The sequence below is a fragment of the Paraburkholderia sp. 40 genome (assembly GCF_050434105.1).
Taxonomy (GTDB): Bacteria; Pseudomonadota; Gammaproteobacteria; order Burkholderiales; family Burkholderiaceae; genus Paraburkholderia; species Paraburkholderia tuberum.
This window is the reverse complement of the sequence record NZ_JBNPVY010000004.1, coordinates 3,163,535-3,180,609: the sequence shown is the minus strand read 5'-3', so window position 1 is coordinate 3,180,609 and position 17,075 is coordinate 3,163,535. Positions and strand designations below refer to the sequence as shown.

Genomic DNA, 17,075 nt, shown 5'->3' with positions numbered 1-17,075 from the left:
AACAGGAAAACCCGCGGCGGGCGCATCGAAGACGATGCACACGCCGCGGGTTCGTTCACCGCAAGCGGATCGGGACAGCCGTGAGCGGAGGCTCAGTCGCGCGCTGACGACGCAGCGCCGTGGCTGAGCCAGTCGAGCACGGCCGTCGCGTCGTCGTCGGCGCCTTCGCGCGCTTTCTCGACCGTCTCGGCGACGTCGTCGCTCGGCACCGCGCGCCGAATCGCCACACCGACCGCGAGAATGTCGATCATCACGAGGTGCAGGATGCGCGAGATCATCGACAGTTGCGACTCGCGAATCTCGATGTGATCGGTTTCCAGCGCGACCGTCGCACGCTTCGCGAGCGGTGTGTTGCTCGACGTGATCGCGATCACCCGCGCGCCGGCCTGCATCGCGACGTCGAGCACGCGCAGCAGCTCGGGCGCGCGCCCCGACTTCGACACCGCGACGATCACGTCGCCCTTGCCGAGCAGCGCGGCCGAGGCCGCCTGCATGTACAGGTCACCGTACGCGATGGTCGGAATGCCGAAGCGGAAGAACTTGTAGTGCGCGTCCTGCGCGACGATGTTCGAATTGCCGAGTCCGTAGAACTCGATGCGCCGCGCGCCGTTCAGCAGGTCGATGGCGCGTTCCACGTGCTCGAAGTTCAGATGCTCGCGCAATTGCAGAATCGCGGACACGGTATTGTCGAGCACCTTCGCGCCGAAGTCGGTCGCGGTGTCGCCGAGATGCACCTGGCTGTGGCTGACCGGAATCGTGCCGGTCAAACCGGTCGCGAGCTTGAGCTTGAAGTCCGACAGCCCCTGGCAGCCGAGCGAGCGGCAGAAGCGGATCACGGTCGGCTGACTGACGTCGGCCTTGCGCGCGATATCGACGATCGGATCGTTGATGATCGAACGCGGGTGGTTCAGCGCGAGATCGGCGACGCGGCGCTCGGCCGGCGTCAGCGCGTCGCGCATCTGGCGAATCCGCTCGAACACCGCCGACGAGCTGCCGCCCGCGCGGTTCGACAGCTGCTCCGCCAGAATCGCCGATACGCCGAGGAACGCCGGGTATTCGGCGGTAATCACATAGGTCGGCACGTTCTGCAGATATGCCTCGAAGCGGCCCTTCGCCTCGAAGCGCTGGCGAAACGACGAACGCGCGAAGAACTCGCCGAGGCGTGGCACGACGCCGCCGCCGATATAGATGCCGCCGAGCGCGCCGAGCGTCACCGCGATATTGCCGGCGAAGGTGCCGAGAATGCCGCAGAACACGTCGACCGATTCGGCCGCGAGCGGCTCGCCTTCGAGCGCGCGCTTGACCACATCGGCCGTATTGACGCTGGCCGGCACGCGCTTCTTGTCGCGGCCCGCGAGCGCGCGATAGATCACCTCGATGCCGGGACCCGCGGCCACGCGTTCGAACGACACGTGCGACCACTTCTTGCGCGCGTACTGCAGCACGATATCTTCACGCTCGTCGGCGGGCGCGAAGGTGGCGTGGCCGCCTTCGCTGCCGAGCGCGATCCAGCGGTCGTCGGCGGGGATCAGGCCCGACACCCCCATGCCGGTGCCGGGGCCGAGCAGGCCGATCACGCTGTTCGGCCGGCGCTGGCCGCCGCCCACCTGCACGCGCTGCGTGTCGGTGAGGCCGGGCAGCGCCATCGCGAGCGCGGTGAAGTCGTTGACGACGAGCAGCGTGTCGAAGCCGAGCGCGCGGCGCGTCGCTTCGATCGAAAAGGTCCAGTCGTGATTGGTCATGCTGACCTGGTCGCCGTCGACCGGGTTCGCAATCGCGATCGCCGCGTGATTGACGCGGCCGATCTTCGTGTCCTTCAGATACTTCTTGATGACGTCGGCGACGCTCGGGTAGTCGGCGCAAGGATAGATCTGCACCGAGCCGATTTCGCCGGGGCCCGTCTCGAGCGCGAAACGCGCATTGGTACCGCCGATGTCGGCCAGGAGCCTCGGTCCATCGGCGTGCTGGACCGCGCCCGGCACAGCTTTAGTTTGCACACCAGTAGACATCGAGTCTCACTCCCTTGTCGTTTGCCAGCTGCGAGATGGCATTTTTTTGTGGCGCGGCGGACGCGGCGTTGAGCACGTCCATCTTGCGCGGCCCTGCGATCAGCAGAAACAGATGCTTCACGTCCTTCAGCGCGGACAGCGACCAGCTCACGCGCGCGTGCGGCGCCGCGCCCGGATGCACGGCGACGAAACGCTCGGTCGTGTTGATCGCGTGATCCCATTCGGGCGCGTCGGCGAAGATCGACGCGGTGTGGCCGTCTTCGCCCATGCCCAGCACCGCGACGTCGGGCGCCGTGGCAAAGCGCGCGTCCGCGTTCAGCGCGGCGACGTGCGAATGCAGATCCTGGGTGGTGTCGACGAGCGGCCAGAAGGTCGCGTGTTGCGCCGCGTTCTGCAGCAACGTGGCGCGCGCGAGCTGCGCGTTGCTCGCGCTATCGGTCTCCGGCACCCAGCGGTCGTCGACCAGCGTGATCGCGATGCGGGGCCAGTCGAACGTCTGCGTCGACAACGTTTGCAGGAACGGACGCGGGCTGCTGCCGCCGGACACGGCCAGCATGGCCGGGCGCGCGAGCGGGGTTGACGTGCCGGTGCCGGCCGCCTGTGCGGCAAGCGACGCATGCAACGCGTCGCCCACCGCTTTCGCCAGCGCGTCGGATTGGGCGCGCTGGTCGTCGAAAGCGTGAAGCTCGATCACTTCTCCTCCGTGCTGCTTTCTTGTTAGGTCTGCGGAATCAGCCTGACTGCTCTCGCACGATGCTTGCAAGGCGGGTGGCCTGCGGACGCATGACGCGATACCGGCGCGACTCCGTTCAGTTCGTCGGTGGTGTTGCCGGAGCCGCGCGCCGAGGTGTTCATCGCGCGCGGCGCCGTCCATCAATTCATCAAACTCAATTCTCTTCCTCGAGCCAGCAGGTGCCGTGCTGGGCGAGCATCGCGCTCGCCGCGGCCGGTCCCCACGTGCCCGCCGCGTACGGCTTGGGCGGCTTGGTGGAGGCCTTCCACTCGTTCAGGATCGGCTCGACCCAACGCCACGCGGCTTCCTGTTCGTCGCGCCGCACGAACAGCGCGAGGCGCCCGTGGATCACGTCGAGCAGCAGCCGCTGATAGGCCTCCATCTGGCCTTCGCGGAAGAACCGGTCGAACGCGAGATCGAGGTATACGCTCGCGAGGTTCATACCCTCGCCGGGCTGCTTCGCGAGACAGTACAGACGAATCGTCTCGTTCGGCTGCAGACGGATCACGAGGCGGTTCGCGCCCGCGCGCAGCGCCGACGCGCCAAGCGCCGAATGCGGCACCGCACGGAAATTCACGACGATCTCGGCGACGCGATCGGCGAGCCGCTTGCCCGTGCGCAGGAAAAACGGCACGCCGGCCCAGCGCCAGTTCTCGATCTCGACCTTCAGCGCGACGAACGTCTCGGTCGAGCTATCGGGCTTCACGCCGTGCTCGGTCGCGTAGGCCGGGACCGTGTTGCCACGGATCACGCCCGAATGATACTGGCCGCGCACCGCGACCTTGCCGATTTCCTGCGGCTCGACCGGTTTGAGCGCGCGCAGCACGCGCAGCTTTTCGTCGCGCACCGAGTCGGAATCCATCGAGTGGGGCGGCTCCATCGCGACGATCGACAGCAACTGCAACAGGTGGTTCTGCACCATGTCGCGCAGCGCGCCGGTATTGTCGTAGAAATCGCCGCGCGCTTCGACGCCGAGTTCCTCGGCGATCGTGATCTGGATGCTTTCGACCCACTCGCGGCGCCACAGCGGCTCGAACAGCGCATTGCCGAAGCGCAGCGCGAGCAGGTTCTGCACCGGCTCCTTGCCGAGGTAATGGTCGATCCGGTAGATCTGTTCTTCCGCGAAGATTTCGCCGACCGCATCATTAATTGCGTTCGACGACTTCAGGTCGTAGCCGAGCGGCTTCTCGAGCACGATGCGAGCGTTGTGGTTCAGGCCCACCGCGGCGAGCGCATGGCAGATCGGCACGAACAGCGACGGACCCGTCGCCAGATAGAACACGCGGATGCCGGGCATCTCCTGGATCGCGTCGCGCAGTTGCGCGAAGTCATCCGGATTGCCGAGATCGATCTTCACGAACTCGATGCGCGCGAGGAAGCTCGTCCACGCGGCTTCGTCGAGGCCGTTCTTCGACACATGCGGCTTGACGTGCCCGTCGACCCACTGCAGATACTCGCCGCGATCCTCGACGTGCCGCGCGACCGCGACGATCTTGCCGCTGTCGGCGAGCATGCCGCCCGCGCGGTGCGCCTCGAACAGCGCGGGCAGGATCTTGCGCATCGACAGATCGCCGGTTCCGCCGAAGAGAACGAAGGTGAAGCTTGTGTCGGTATGCATGAGTCTCCGTCGATGTCCTGAAGGGCCGCCGCGCTGATCGGACACTGCACGCGCAGCGCCCCGGAAAGCGACCGTAGTGCGATAAAATATTTTTTGACACTGAATTGTAGTTTAACTACAATCCAAATCAAGAGGTAGCGTTAATTCGATGAAAAAAGCGTGCGCTGTACAGACGGAATGCACGCTTTTTGCGAATCGGCGGACGTCCCCGGCACGCTAACGGACAATGGGACAACGCCTTCCGGTACGCGCCAGCAGGGTGCCGGCGGACCTTACGGAAAGCCGGGGAGTCGACGGGCTTGCGGGGTCGTTGCCCGCAGCCGACGTCAGGCTGGCGTCGAATTGGCGTATGAGGTACCTCGAGTCTGCAGCGCGATGCGGGCAGGCAAAAATCAAAAGAGGAGACAGTCAGTTGCATCCCGAACCACTCACCTCTTGAGCGTCCAGCGGCCGGACATCGGTCCGCCGGCACATGCCCTCGCGCATGCGCCCGACCGTGCCCGATCGCCCAGTGTTTTGCCTGTTTGAACCAACCACAGCACCCTGGCGACATCAGGGGCCATTCGTTTTTTTGTTCAGGTGTCTGGAGGAGATAAGCAATGAAATTTCGCGCGATCATTGGCGCTCTGTGCGCTGCGGGTCTGATGTGTGGCGTGTCGGCCGTGCAGGCCGCGGAGTCGGTCGAAGTGCTGCACTGGTGGACTTCGGGCGGCGAATCCAAGGCCGTCGGCGTCCTCAAGGACGACATGACGAAGCAGGGTTACACGTGGAAGGACTTCGCGGTCGCGGGCGGCGCTGGCGCGGCTGCCATGACGGCACTGAAGACGCAGGTGATCTCGGGCAACGCACCGAGCGCCGCGCAGATCAAGGGTCCGCTGATCCAGGACTGGGCTTCGCAGGGTGTGCTGGTGCCGATCGACTCGGTCGCGGGCGACTGGAAGAAGAACCTGCCGCCGCAAATCGACAAGATCATGCAAGCGGACGGCCACTATGTCGGCGCGCCGTTCTCGGTGCATCGCGTGAACTGGCTGTACATCAACAAGGCAGCGCTGGACAAGGCAGGCGGCAAGGTGCCGACCACGTGGCCTGAGTTCTTCGCGGTAGCCGACAAGATGAAGGCCGCGGGCATTCAGCCGATCGCAATGGGCGGCCAGCCGTGGCAAGACCTGACGCTGTGGGAAGACGTCGTGCTGTCGGAAGGCGCGGACTTCTACAGGAAGGCGCTCGTCGACCTCGACGAGAAGACGCTGACCTCGGAAAAGATGGTTCAGGTGTTCGACACGGTCCGCAAGATCCAGGGCTACTTCGACGCGGGCCGTACGGGCCGTGACTGGAACCTCGCCACGGCCATGGTCATCAACGGCAAGGCCGGCATGCAGTTCATGGGCGACTGGGCGAAGGGCGAGTTCACCAACGCTGGCAAGAAGTCGGGCACGGACTACATCTGCGCGGTGGTGCCGAACACCGACAAGGCTTATACGTTCAACGTCGACTCGTTCGTGTTCTTCCAGCAGAAGGGCCAGAAGGCCGCGACGCCGGGCCAGCTCGCGCTCGCGAAGACGATCATGTCGCCGGCGTTCCAGGAGCAGTTCAGCCTGTACAAGGGCTCGATCCCCGTGCGTCTCGGCGTGCCGATGGACAAGTTCGACGACTGCGCGAAGAAGTCGTACGCGGATGAGCAGATTGCGATCAAGGCCGGCGGTTATGTGCCGTCGCTCGCTCACGGCATGGCTCAGCCGGATGCCGCGGCAGGCGCGATCTCCGACGTCGTCACGAAGTTCATGAACTCGCAGGAAGATTCGAAGACCGCGGTTCAGGCTCTCGCGAAGGCAGCGAAGACCAAGTAAGCGTAAGTACGAAGCGTTGCGCCCGGCGGCTTGCATCCGAAGCACCGGGCGCGCCCTTCGGGCCGTGTCGAGTCGGACCTCGAGCTGCTTTCGTTCGCAGCGCAGTCTGGCGCCACGCGGCTCACCCTGGTTTCATGGAGTCACACCCAGGCCGTCGCGGTTCCGCGCCATGCGTGCACGGGCAGCCCGGGGGTACAGTTTCAGCAGGAGTCGAGTAGTGACTGCTTCCATCAGCGGGAACGGGAAAACGGCCACCGTCACCCGCCGCACGTCGCCCATGGCGGCCCTTGCCGATCGCTATATTCCGAAGCTGGTGCTCGCACCCAGCGTCGTGATCAGCCTGATCTTCGTGTATGGCTTTATCGCAATCACCGGCTATCTGTCGCTGTCTACTTCGCGGCTGATGCCTCGTTGGGAGTTCGCGGGTCTCGACCGCTATCGCGAACTGTTCCAGAACGACGTGTTCTGGACTTCGGCCGCGAACCTCGGCTGGTTCGGCATCCCGTTCATCGGTATCTGCATCGGTCTGGGTCTGTTGCTCGCGATCCTGCTCGATCAGCAGATCCGCAACGAAGGCGCGCTGCGCGCCGTGTTCCTGTATCCGATGGCGCTGTCGTTCATCGTGACCGGCACCGCGTGGCAATGGATTCTGACGCCGAGCATCGGCATCGAGAAGGTGTTTCACGACTGGGGCTGGACGAGCTTCTCGTTCAACTGGCTCGGCGACCCGGACAGGGCGATCTTCTGTATCGTGATCGCGGCGGTCTGGCAGTCCACCGGCTTCGTGATGGCGCTGTTCCTCGCCGGTTTGCGCGGCGTCGACAGCGAGATCTTCAAGGCCGCGCAGATGGACGGCGCGAACCTGCCGACCATCTACCGCAAGATCGTGATTCCGAGCATGCGGCCGGTGTTCTTCTCCGTGCTGCTGATCCTTTGTCACATCACCATCAAGACGTTCGACCTGGTCGTCGCGCTGACCGCCGGCGGTCCGGGCACGTCGTCGTCGCTGCCGGCCATTTTCATGTACACGTTTTCGTTCAACCGTGGGCAGCTCGGCGTCGGCGCGGCATCGTCGATCATGATGCTCGCTACCGTAGTGGCCGTGCTCGTGCCGCTGATGTATCTGGAATCGAGGAGCACCCGCAATGCAGCCTAAGATGACGATTAGCCGTGCCGTCATTTACGCGGCCCTGGTTCTGTTCGCGCTGTACTTCCTGTTCCCGCTGTATGTGATGCTGTCGACGTCGTTCAAGGACATCGACCAGCTGCGCACCGGCAACCTGCTGACGCCGCCGACGAGCTGGACCTTCGCGCCGTGGCTCAAGGCGTGGAGCGGCGCCTGTACGGGGGTGCGTTGCGACGGCATGCAGCCGTTCTTCATGAACTCGGTGCGCATGGTGATTCCGGCCGTGCTGATCTCGTCGATCATCGGCGCGTTCAACGGCTATGTGCTCACGCACTGGCGTTTCCGCGGCGCCGATCCGATCTTCACGATGCTGCTGGTCGGCTGCTTCATTCCGTTCCAGGCGATCCTGCTGCCGATGGCGCGCCTCGAAGGCATCCTCGGCCTGGCGAACACGGTGAGCGGCCTCGTGCTCGTGCACGTGATCTACGGTATCGCGTTCACGACGATGTTCTTCCGCAACTTCTACGTGAGCGTGCCGGCTGAACTCGTGAAGGCCGCGCGTATCGACGGCGCGGGTTTCTTCACGATCTTCACGAAGATTCTGCTGCCGGTGTCGCTGCCGATCTTCATGGTGTGCCTGATCTGGCAATTCACGCAGATCTGGAACGACTTCCTGTTCGGTATCGTGTTCTCCGGCGTCGATTCGATGCCGATCACCGTGGCGCTGAACAACCTCGTCAACACCTCGACCGGCGTGAAGGAATACAACGTGGATATGGCCGGCGCGATCATCGCGGCGCTGCCCACGCTGCTCGTCTATATCATCGCCGGACGTTACTTCGTGCGCGGCCTGACCGCGGGCGCGGTGAAGGGCTAAATCACCCTGGAGCGACGGCGTTTCACCGAACGCGTGCCGTCGTCGCCTGACAAGACGTTTTCAAGCAGTACCAGAGACTAGAGGATCCACAGCATGGCAAGCCTTTCCATCCGTGACGTGTACAAGACCTACCCGAACGGGGTGCCGGTTCTGAAGGGTGTCAACATCGACATCGAAGACGGCCAGTTCCTGATTCTGGTCGGCGGCTCAGGCTGCGGTAAGTCGACGCTGCTCAACATGATTGCCGGTCTCGAAACCGTGACCAAGGGCGAGATACAGATCGACGGCAAGACGGTCAACAACCTGTCGCCGAAAGATCGCGACATCGCGATGGTGTTCCAGTCGTACGCGCTGTATCCGTCGATGACGGTGCGCGACAACATCTCGTTCGGCCTGAACATCCGCAAGGTGCCGAAGCAGGAGCAGACGCAGATTGTCGAGCGTGTGTCGAACACGCTGCAGATCAAGCATCTGCTCGATCGCAAGCCGGGTCAGCTGTCGGGCGGCCAGCGTCAGCGCGTCGCGATGGGCCGCGCGCTCGCGCGCGATCCGGTGATGTTCCTGTTCGACGAGCCGCTGTCGAACCTCGACGCGAAGCTGCGCATCGAGATGCGCTCGGAAATCAAGCTGCTGCATCAACGCCTCGGCACGACGATCGTCTACGTGACGCACGACCAGATCGAAGCGATGACGCTCGGCGACCGCATCGCGGTGATGAAGGACGGCATCGTTCAGCAGTTCGGCGCGCCGCAGGAAATCTACGACTCGCCGTCGAACCTGTTCGTCGCGGGCTTCATCGGCGCACCGCCGATGAACTTCATCGAAGGCAAGCTGGTCGAGCAGGGCTCGGGCGTCGGTATCGAACTCGATACGGGCGTCGCGCGCAAGGTGCTGGTGCTGCCGTTCGATTCGGGGAAGGTGCGCTCGCACGTCGGCAACAACGTGGTTCTCGGCCTGCGTCCGGAACGCATCACGGATGCGCGCGGCGCGCACGGCGACGACTCGAAGCTGCAGCCGGTCGAAGTGAAGGTCGACGTGATCGAGCCGACTGGTCCGGACACGCTGGTGTTCGCGCAGATCAACGGCAAGCGCGCGGTGAGCCGCGTGCACCCGGCGTCGAACCCGCAACCGGAGAAGAATACGACGCTGCTGTTCGATACGTCGAAGGCGGTGTTGTTCGATCCGGCGAATGAAGAGCGGATTGCGTAAGTCGTCGCGTAAGCCGCTGAATCCGTCGCTACAGAAAAGCCCCATGCGTTGAGTTGCGCATGGGGCTTTTGTTCTTTAACAGCCGTTACGCCGCCTCGGGCAAACGCAAGTCCGGATTGTTGCGCGCGAGCTCGCTGGCCCAGTCGATAAACGCGCGCAGCCGCGAACTCAGGTTGCGGCGATGCGCATACAGAATCGACAGCGGTGTACCGGGGCTCGTGTAGTTGCCGAGAATCTCCGTGAGCGCGCCTTGCTCGATCAGCTCGGCGACCATGAAGCGCGACGGCTGGATGATGCCGTGGCCCAACACAGCCGCCGTGATGTACACCGAGCCGTCATTGACGGCGAGCGTGCTATCCATTGCGACGCGCTCGATTTCGCCGTCCACTTCGTATTCGAACGGGAAGGTCCTGCCACTGCGTGCGGACACGTAGTTGACCGCGCGATGCTCGCCGAGCTCCGCCAACGTGGTCGGCGTGCCGAACTTCCGCAGATACGCGGGCGATGCGCACGTGACGATGCGCGCAAGCCCGATGCGCTTCGCAACGAGGCTCGACTCGTCGAGCGTGCCCATGCGGATCACGCAATCGACACCGTCCTGGATCAGATCGATGTTGCGGTCCGCGAGACCGAGGCGCACGTCGATCGCGGGGTATTGCGCGTAGAAGTCGTCGAGCGCGGGCAGCAGCAGCGAGCGCGCGAGCGTGCCGGAGGTGTCGACGCGGATCGTCCCGGCCGGATTCTCGCGCTTGCTCGACAGCGACGACTCGGCATCGGCGACGTCGGCGAGAATGCGCACGCAGCGCTCATAGAACGATGCGCCCTCTTCGGTCACGCTGACCTGGCGCGTCGAGCGGTTCAGGAGCCGCACGCCGACGTGTTCCTCGAGCGCCTGGATCGTGCGGCTGACCTTCGCGCGCGGCAGATCGAGCGATTCCGAAACCTTGGTGAAGCTGTTCGCTTCGACCACGCGCGTGAAGATCTCCATCGCTTCGAAACGGTCCATGGTGTGCCTTGTGAGTGGTGAGCCAGAAGAAGGGCGGGACAGGTTTGCGACACGACAGGAAGTCTACAGCCAGCAAAACTGGTTGTCTGCCGCGCCTCGTTCGCGCGCATCTGCCACCGCCGCTCGTGGCTCAATCCCGCTCCGGCGCCCCCAGCGGAAATAGCGGCCGGTAGGGCCGCGCCTCGTCGACCGCGCGTGCGAACGAGGGCCGCGCGAGCAGCCGCTGCCGGTACGCGCGCACGTGCGCGAACGCGGGGTCGATCGGGTGCGTCCAGTCGGCGTAGAACAGGAACGGGGCGGCGCCGCAGTCGGCGAGGCTGAAGCTGTCGCCGGCGGCCCATTCGCGCTCGGCCATGTGACGGTCGAGCCATGCGTACGAAGTGTCGAGCAGCGCGCGCGCATCGGCGACGCCACGCCGGTCGCGCTCGGCTTCGGGACGCAGGCTATCGAACACGACCTTTTGCTGTGGAGTCGAAATGTAGTTGTCGAAGAAGCGGTCCATCGTGCGCACCTCGAGCGCTACGCGCGGATCGGCCGGCAACAGCGTGACAGGTCCCGGATAATGCAGGCCCAGATATTCGATGATGATGCTCGCCTCGACCACCGTGCGCCCGCCGTCGACGAGCACCGGGAAGCGCCTGATCGGCCACAGCGCGGCCAATTCGGCCATGACCTTTGGATCGTCGTGCGCGAGCACGCGCATCTCGAACGGCGTACCGTTTTCGTACAGCGCGGTCAGGGCCTTCTGGCAGTAGGACGAGAACGGATGGGCATAAAGCTGCAGGGGCATCGCGATCACCTTTGACGGTTGCACGGCACGAGTACGCGGTGACGACGAGAGCCACCGCGCGACGGCCAGGCTGGCCGTTTACCCCACGACGAACGACGGCCGAAAAAATCGACCTCAGACCTTCGCGCTCGCCCCATGCGGCGGCAACGACCCCGGCTGCAACAGCACGACCACCGCGCCGGCGCCGCCGTCATGCGGGCGCGCCTGACAGAACGCGATCACTTCGGATTTCTGCACGAGCCAGGCGCGGACTTTGCCCTTCAGCACCGGCTCCTTGCCGATCGACCCCAGACCCTTGCCGTGAATCACACGCAGGCAGCGCAGGCCGCGTTTGGCCGATTCGCGGATGAATTCCGCGAGCGCCTCGCGTGCCTCTTCGCGCCGCATGCCGTGCAGGTCGATCTGCGCCTGCACGATCCAGTCGCCGCGCCGAAGCTTGCGCACTACGTCGCGGCTCACGCCGGGGCGGCAATACGACAGCGTTTCGTCGGTTTCGAGCAGCACTTCGGGGTCGAATTCGTCGGAGATCGCTTCGTGCAGCACCGCCTCCTCGTCGAGCAGCGTCTGCACCGGCAGCGGCGGCGGGGGATTGCGCGTGAGCGTCGCGCGCGGCGGAATCGCGAGCGGCGCGACTTCGCCGATCTCGCGGCGGAACAGATCGGCGTCGGCGGCCGCTTCGCGCCGCGCCGCTCGCGTCGCCGCCTGTTCGCGCTCGCGCCGCTCGGCTTCGCCCTTCAACGCTTCACGCAATGCACCGAGTCCGGCGAGCCCCGATGCGCGATCGAGCTTCGGGGCGACGGCGGGCGCAGGCGTTGCGGGCGCGGGACGCGTGGCGGCTTGCGGGCGTTTCGGTTCGTTCGGATGGGGCTGATTCTTCGGCATGTCGGCAATACAGGCGGAAAGGTCGGTCGGTGGTGCTGCCAACGCGCTCGACGCACATTGACAAGGCGGCAAAAACGACAAAGGCCGCCGGCATTTCAGCCGCGGCCTTCGTGAGCCAATGACAGCAGCGCTGCGCCACCGCCATTTTACTGTCGCGCCCGTTTGTCGGGACTTCGTCTCGCCATACGGCAGCGCGCTGCGGATCAGCGGTCCGCTTCCGCGCTCATCGCGTGCTCGCCGGCCATCTCGTTGATGGTCTCGAGATAGCGCTGCGCGTCGAGCGCGGCCATACAGCCGGTGCCCGCGCTCGTGATCGCCTGGCGATAGATGTGGTCCTGCACGTCGCCCGCGGCGAACACGCCCGGCACGCTGGTCGCGGTCGCGAAACCGTTCAGGCCGCCCTTCGTGATGATGTAGCCGTTCTTCATCTCGAGCTGGCCTTCGAAGATGTCCGTGTTCGGCTTGTGGCCGATCGCGACGAACAGGCCCTGCAGCGCGATGTCGGTGGTCTCGCCAGTCTGCGAGTGCTTGATGCGCAGGCCGGTCACGCCGGAGTTGTCGCCGGTTACTTCTTCGAGCACATGGTTCCACTTGATCTCGACGACGCCTTCCTTCTCCTTCGCGAGCAGACGGTCGATCAGGATCGGCTCGGCGCGGAACCTGTCGCGGCGATGGATCACGGTCACCTTCTTCGCGATGCCGGCGAGGTACAGCGCCTCTTCGACGGCCGTATTGCCGCCGCCGATCACGGCGACGTGCTGCTGCTTGTAGAAGAAGCCGTCGCAGGTCGCGCAGGCCGACACGCCCTTGCCCATGAACGCCTCTTCCGACGGCAGGCCGAGATACTGCGCCGATGCGCCCGTCGAGATGATCAGCGAATCGCACGTGTACTCGCCCGAATCGCCGATCAGGCGAATCGGCTTTTCATCGAGCTTCGCCGTGTGGATGTGGTCGAAGATGATCTCGGTATTGAAGCGCTCGGCGTGCTCGAGGAAGCGCGCCATCAGTTCCGGGCCTTGCACGCCGGTGGCGTCGGCGGGCCAGTTTTCGACGTCGGTCGTGGTCATCAGCTGGCCGCCTTGCGCGAGGCCGGTGACGAGCACCGGCGCGAGGTTGGCGCGCGCCGCGTAAACCGCCGCCGTGTAGCCGGCGGGACCGGAACCGAGAATCAGAACCTTGGCGTGTTTCGTTGCAGTTGCGGGCATGATCGAATCCTTGTACGGCGCGCGGCTCGCCGCTGCGTAGCCGTGCGTTTTTGAGCTGAAACTATAGATGGGTATCAGTCGGGCATTATAAAGGGCGGGGCGTGCCGCTGCGCCATCAAGCTTTCTGATCGCCGCGATAGCGTGGCGGCGTGGGCGCTCGGGGCGAGCCCGCGGCGCGATACGGCGAATTCAGCGCGCCTCGCGCATCCGTCTGTGGTCAAACAGCCAAGTTACCGTCATTTACAGCCTCGCGCGGGACACAGCGTTTACAATAGCCCGGATCGAAGTTTCCGGTAGCCGGGATCGGGCCCGAAGCCGTGCGCGGCGAGGCTCGGGCCGCGTTCCCGGCGGCAGTTTCAGCCTGAACCGGCTACCCCAGGCAACAGGATCAATGGCAAAAGCTCCCTATACCGCGAGCGCGCAGGCATTGCCGCACCGCATGTCGCGCCTCTTCACCGAAATCCGCTGGATTCTGCAGGTGGCCCTCGGCGTGTTCCTGCTGATGTCGCTCGTCAGCTACAGCAGGCACGACCCGAGCTGGACCCATGCCGCGCAGGTCGACCATATCTCGAACTGGGCGGGCCGCGTCGGCGCGTGGACTTCCGACATCCTGCTGCTGCTGTTCGGCCTGTCCGCCTACTGGTGGATCGTGCTGCTCGGCCGCCACATCTCCGCGAACTACAAGCGCATCACCCGCAACGAAGAGCCGCAGGACGACGACGCGCCGCGCGGCGTCAGCTGGCTCGCAGACGCGTTCGCGTTCATGCTCGTGCTGCTGTCGTGCAACGGCCTCGAGGCGCTGCGCATGTGGTCGCTGAAGGTGCAGTTGCCGCGCGCGCCTGGCGGCGTGATCGGCGAGGCTGTCGCGCGCGGCATCTCGCATGCGCTCGGCTTCACCGGTGGCACGCTCGCGCTGCTGCTCGGTCTCGGGATCGGGCTGTCGCTGTACTTCCGTTTTTCGTGGCTGTCGGTCGCGGAGAAGGTCGGCGAATCGATCATTTCCGCGGTGACGTTCGCGAAGCTGCGCCGCGAGGCCGGGCTCGATCGCAAGCTCGGCGAAGCGGCCGCCGTGAAGCGCGAAGGCAAGGTCGAGAAGGGCCGCGTGCGCATCGAGGAGCACGAGCCCGTAGTGATCGTGCCGCCGCTCGCCACGCCGGCGAAGTCGGAGCGTGTCGAGAAGGAACGCCAGGTGCCGCTCTTTACCGATCTGCCCGGCGACTCCACGCTGCCGCCCATCTCGCTGCTCGACCCCGCGCCAGCCGCGCAGGAAACCATTTCCGCGGACACGCTCGAATTCACGTCGCGCCTGATCGAGAAGAAGCTGAAGGACTTCGGTGTCGACGTGAGCGTGGTCGCCGCGTATCCGGGGCCCGTCGTCACGCGCTATGAAATCGAGCCGGCCACGGGCGTGAAGGGCAGTCAGATCGTTAATCTCGCGAAGGATCTCGCGCGCTCGCTGTCCCTCGTGTCGATTCGCGTCGTCGAAACGATTCCGGGCAAGAACTACATGGCGTTGGAACTGCCGAACCAGCGCCGTCAGACCGTGAGCCTGTCCGAAATTCTCGGCTCGGCTGTGTATGCGGATGCCGCGTCGCCGCTCACAATGGGTCTCGGCAAGGACATCGGCGGCAAGCCCGTGTGCGCGGATCTCGCGAAGATGCCGCATTTGCTCGTCGCCGGCACGACTGGTTCGGGCAAGTCTGTGGGTATCAACGCGATGATCCTGTCGCTGCTGTACAAGGCGAGCGCCGAGCAGGTGCGCATGATCCTGATCGATCCGAAGATGCTTGAAATGAGCGTCTACGAAGGCATCCCGCATCTGCTGTGTCCGGTCGTCACCGACATGCGCCAGGCGGGCCACGCGCTGAACTGGGCGGTCGCCGAAATGGAGCGCCGCTACAAGCTGATGAGCAAGGTCGGCGTGCGTAACCTCGCCGGCTACAACAACAAGATCGACGAAGCGGCCAAGCGCGAAGAGAAGCTGCCGAATCCGTTCAGCCTGACGCCGGACGATCCGGAACCGCTGATGCGTTTGCCGAACATCGTGATCGTCATCGACGAACTGGCCGACCTGATGATGGTCGTCGGCAAGAAGGTCGAAGAGCTGATCGCGCGGATCGCGCAGAAGGCGCGCGCGGCCGGCATCCATCTGATTCTCGCCACGCAGCGTCCGTCGGTCGACGTGATCACCGGCCTGATCAAGGCCAACGTGCCGACGCGTATGGCGTTCCAGGTGTCGTCGAAGATCGACTCGCGCACGATTCTCGACCAGCAGGGCGCCGAGTCGCTGCTCGGCATGGGCGACATGCTCTATCTGCCGCCAGGCAGCGGTTTGCCGGTGCGCGTGCACGGTGCGTTCGTGTCGGATGATGAAGTGCATCGCGTCGTCGACAAGCTCAAGGAGCAGGGCGAGCCGAACTATATCGAGGGCATTCTCGAAGGCGGCGCGAGCGGCGAGGGCGACGAAGGCTCGGCGGGAACCGCGTCCACCGAAGGCGAGTCGGACCCGTTATACGATCAGGCTGTCGACGTCGTGCTGAAGAATCGCCGCGCGTCGATTTCACTCGTGCAGCGGCACCTGCGCATCGGCTACAACCGGGCGGCGCGTCTACTCGAACAGATGGAGAATTCGGGCGTGGTGTCGGCGATGTCGTCGAACGGCAATCGCGAGATCCTGGCGCCGGCGCGCGAGGCGGAATAGCCGCAACGAGCCATTGCGGCCATCGCGAGCGACGCCGCGTGCACCGTCCGGTGCTCCATTGCGGCTCGACGCCGGGCCGGTCACTCTGTGTTCAGCGAGTGCATCGAGCCGGCGCAGCCCATCACCGAATTCATTCAAGGGAGAAAAACCTATGCAAGCAATCGCGCAGCAGGATGCCCGACAGCGTCGAGCGGGGCGCCTCGGCGAGCGCGTGTCCCGCGGCATGCGCAAGATCGCGCGCGCCGTGGGCAGTGTCGCGATCGGTGCGTCGCTGCTCGTCGCCTCGCACGCGTTCGCGAGCGGCACCGAGCAACTGAAGGCATTCATCGCGCAGGTCCATTCGGCGCGCGGCACCTTCGTGCAGCAGGAAGTGCGCGCGCCGAGCAAGGCGCAGGGCGCGAGCGGCGCGCTGTCCACCGCGAACCCGGCCAAGCCGACCACGTCGAGCGGCACGTTCATGTTCGCGCGGCCCGGCAAGTTCATCTGGCAATACGAGAAGCCCTACTCGCAATTGCTGCAGGCGGACGGCGACAAGCTCTACGTCTACGACAAGGATCTGAACCAGGTGACGGTGCGCCCGCTCGGCAACGCGCTCGGCGCAAGCCCGGCGGCGATCCTGTTCGGCAGCAACGATCTGGACAAGAACTTCTCGCTGCGCGACGCGGGTGTGAAGGCCGGCATCGACTGGCTCGAACTGACGCCGAAGGCGAAGGACACGCAGTTCGAGCGCGTCGGCATCGGTTTCAAGGACGGCAATCTCGAAGCGATGGAATTGCACGACGTGTTCGGTAACGTGACGCTGCTCACGTTCTCGAACATCCAGAAAAATCCGCAACTGCCGCCCGATGCATTCAAGTTCGCGGTGCCGAAGGGCGCGGATGTGATCAACGGATAAACCGCGCGGTAGGCGCCGACACGCGGCGCCTTTGCAAACGCCCGCGAAATCGCGCTTGTCGAGCGCGGCTTTTGATTTCGCGCGGCGCCTGGATTGCTTAGGGATGCGCCCCCCGGCGCCGCGACGAACATTAAATCGTCGTACCGGCAGACGTAATGATTTAGTGCGAGTCTGAAA

General features: G+C 64.8%; 13 protein-coding genes. 6 read left to right on the top strand and 7 right to left on the bottom strand.

Annotated elements, in window-relative coordinates; all coding sequences use genetic code 11:
- Positions 1–92 precede the first annotated feature (92 nt).
- The 3 genes from OKW28_RS36685 to zwf all read right to left on the bottom strand — a co-directional run bounded on the left by OKW28_RS36685 (position 93) and on the right by zwf (position 4,360).
- The gene (locus OKW28_RS36685) at positions 93–2,009 is read right to left on the bottom strand and encodes a bifunctional transcriptional regulator/glucokinase (protein ID WP_429452700.1); all 1,917 of its coding nucleotides are present in this window, start codon (positions 2,007–2,009) and stop codon (positions 93–95) included.
- Complete coding sequence (pgl, locus tag OKW28_RS36680; protein ID WP_429452698.1) at positions 1,987–2,703, bottom strand: 6-phosphogluconolactonase; 717 nt, start codon at positions 2,701–2,703, stop codon at positions 1,987–1,989. The genes OKW28_RS36685 and pgl overlap by 23 nt, the downstream gene beginning before the upstream one ends.
- 193 nt (positions 2,704–2,896) lie before the next feature.
- On the bottom strand, positions 2,897–4,360 hold the full coding sequence (zwf, locus tag OKW28_RS36675) for a glucose-6-phosphate dehydrogenase (protein ID WP_429452696.1): 1,464 nt from the start codon (positions 4,358–4,360) through the stop codon (positions 2,897–2,899).
- A 599-nt stretch (positions 4,361–4,959) separates the two neighbouring features.
- Here zwf and OKW28_RS36670 point away from each other — a divergent pair.
- From OKW28_RS36670 to OKW28_RS36655, 4 genes are all read left to right on the top strand, one after another.
- A complete protein-coding gene (locus tag OKW28_RS36670) occupies positions 4,960–6,207 on the top strand; it encodes an ABC transporter substrate-binding protein (protein ID WP_429452694.1) in 1,248 nt (415 codons plus the stop codon).
- A gap of 217 nt (positions 6,208–6,424) precedes the next feature.
- Entirely contained in the window at positions 6,425–7,363 is a 939-nt protein-coding gene (locus OKW28_RS36665) for a carbohydrate ABC transporter permease (protein ID WP_184059610.1), read from the top strand.
- Entirely contained in the window at positions 7,353–8,210 is an 858-nt protein-coding gene (locus OKW28_RS36660) for a carbohydrate ABC transporter permease (protein WP_184059608.1), read from the top strand. The genes OKW28_RS36665 and OKW28_RS36660 overlap by 11 nt, the downstream gene beginning before the upstream one ends.
- A gap of 93 nt (positions 8,211–8,303) precedes the next feature.
- The gene (locus tag OKW28_RS36655) at positions 8,304–9,419 is read left to right on the top strand and encodes an ABC transporter ATP-binding protein (protein ID WP_429452692.1); all 1,116 of its coding nucleotides are present in this window, start codon (positions 8,304–8,306) and stop codon (positions 9,417–9,419) included.
- Between the two features lie 85 nt (positions 9,420–9,504).
- Here OKW28_RS36655 and OKW28_RS36650 read toward each other — a convergent pair whose 3' ends face one another.
- From OKW28_RS36650 to trxB, 4 genes are all read right to left on the bottom strand, one after another.
- Positions 9,505–10,425 carry a LysR family transcriptional regulator gene (locus tag OKW28_RS36650; RefSeq protein ID WP_429452691.1) on the bottom strand — a complete coding sequence of 307 codons (921 nt, stop codon included), beginning with the start codon at positions 10,423–10,425 and terminating at the stop codon, positions 9,505–9,507.
- Positions 10,426–10,555: 130 nt separating this feature from the next.
- The gene (locus tag OKW28_RS36645; RefSeq protein WP_184059602.1) at positions 10,556–11,215 is read right to left on the bottom strand and encodes a glutathione S-transferase family protein; all 660 of its coding nucleotides are present in this window, start codon (positions 11,213–11,215) and stop codon (positions 10,556–10,558) included.
- A gap of 114 nt (positions 11,216–11,329) precedes the next feature.
- Positions 11,330–12,097 carry a Smr/MutS family protein gene (locus tag OKW28_RS36640; protein ID WP_429452689.1) on the bottom strand — a complete coding sequence of 256 codons (768 nt, stop codon included), beginning with the start codon at positions 12,095–12,097 and terminating at the stop codon, positions 11,330–11,332.
- Between the two features lie 203 nt (positions 12,098–12,300).
- Positions 12,301–13,302 carry a thioredoxin-disulfide reductase gene (gene trxB / locus OKW28_RS36635; RefSeq protein WP_429452687.1) on the bottom strand — a complete coding sequence of 334 codons (1,002 nt, stop codon included), beginning with the start codon at positions 13,300–13,302 and terminating at the stop codon, positions 12,301–12,303.
- Between the two features lie 391 nt (positions 13,303–13,693).
- On the opposite strand from trxB, the gene OKW28_RS36630 reads away from it, so the two are divergent.
- Positions 13,694–16,003: a DNA translocase FtsK gene (locus tag OKW28_RS36630; RefSeq protein ID WP_429452685.1), complete on the top strand. Its 2,310-nt coding sequence runs from the start codon at positions 13,694–13,696 to the stop codon at positions 16,001–16,003.
- A 151-nt stretch (positions 16,004–16,154) separates the two neighbouring features.
- Positions 16,155–16,898 (top strand): outer membrane lipoprotein chaperone LolA, encoded by a 744-nt coding sequence (lolA, locus tag OKW28_RS36625; RefSeq protein ID WP_429452683.1) that lies wholly within the window; start codon positions 16,155–16,157, stop codon positions 16,896–16,898.
- Positions 16,899–17,075: the final 177 nt, after the last annotated feature.

What these genes read in the sequence shown, in the direction of transcription:
- zwf (WP_429452696.1), bottom strand. Translation starts at nt 4,360, where the DNA reads ATGCATACCGACACAAGCTTCACCTTCGTTCTCTTCGGCGGAACCGGC.
- OKW28_RS36660 (WP_184059608.1), top strand. Translation starts at nt 7,353, where the DNA reads ATGCAGCCTAAGATGACGATTAGCCGTGCCGTCATTTACGCGGCCCTG.
- OKW28_RS36645 (WP_184059602.1), bottom strand. Translation starts at nt 11,215, where the DNA reads ATGCCCCTGCAGCTTTATGCCCATCCGTTCTCGTCCTACTGCCAGAAG.
- OKW28_RS36670 (WP_429452694.1), top strand. Translation starts at nt 4,960, where the DNA reads ATGAAATTTCGCGCGATCATTGGCGCTCTGTGCGCTGCGGGTCTGATG.
- lolA (WP_429452683.1), top strand. Translation starts at nt 16,155, where the DNA reads ATGCAAGCAATCGCGCAGCAGGATGCCCGACAGCGTCGAGCGGGGCGC.
- OKW28_RS36650 (WP_429452691.1), bottom strand. Translation starts at nt 10,425, where the DNA reads ATGGACCGTTTCGAAGCGATGGAGATCTTCACGCGCGTGGTCGAAGCG.
- OKW28_RS36685 (WP_429452700.1), bottom strand. Translation starts at nt 2,009, where the DNA reads ATGTCTACTGGTGTGCAAACTAAAGCTGTGCCGGGCGCGGTCCAGCAC.
- OKW28_RS36640 (WP_429452689.1), bottom strand. Translation starts at nt 12,097, where the DNA reads ATGCCGAAGAATCAGCCCCATCCGAACGAACCGAAACGCCCGCAAGCC.
- OKW28_RS36630 (WP_429452685.1), top strand. Translation starts at nt 13,694, where the DNA reads ATGGCAAAAGCTCCCTATACCGCGAGCGCGCAGGCATTGCCGCACCGC.
- OKW28_RS36655 (WP_429452692.1), top strand. Translation starts at nt 8,304, where the DNA reads ATGGCAAGCCTTTCCATCCGTGACGTGTACAAGACCTACCCGAACGGG.
- trxB (WP_429452687.1), bottom strand. Translation starts at nt 13,302, where the DNA reads ATGCCCGCAACTGCAACGAAACACGCCAAGGTTCTGATTCTCGGTTCC.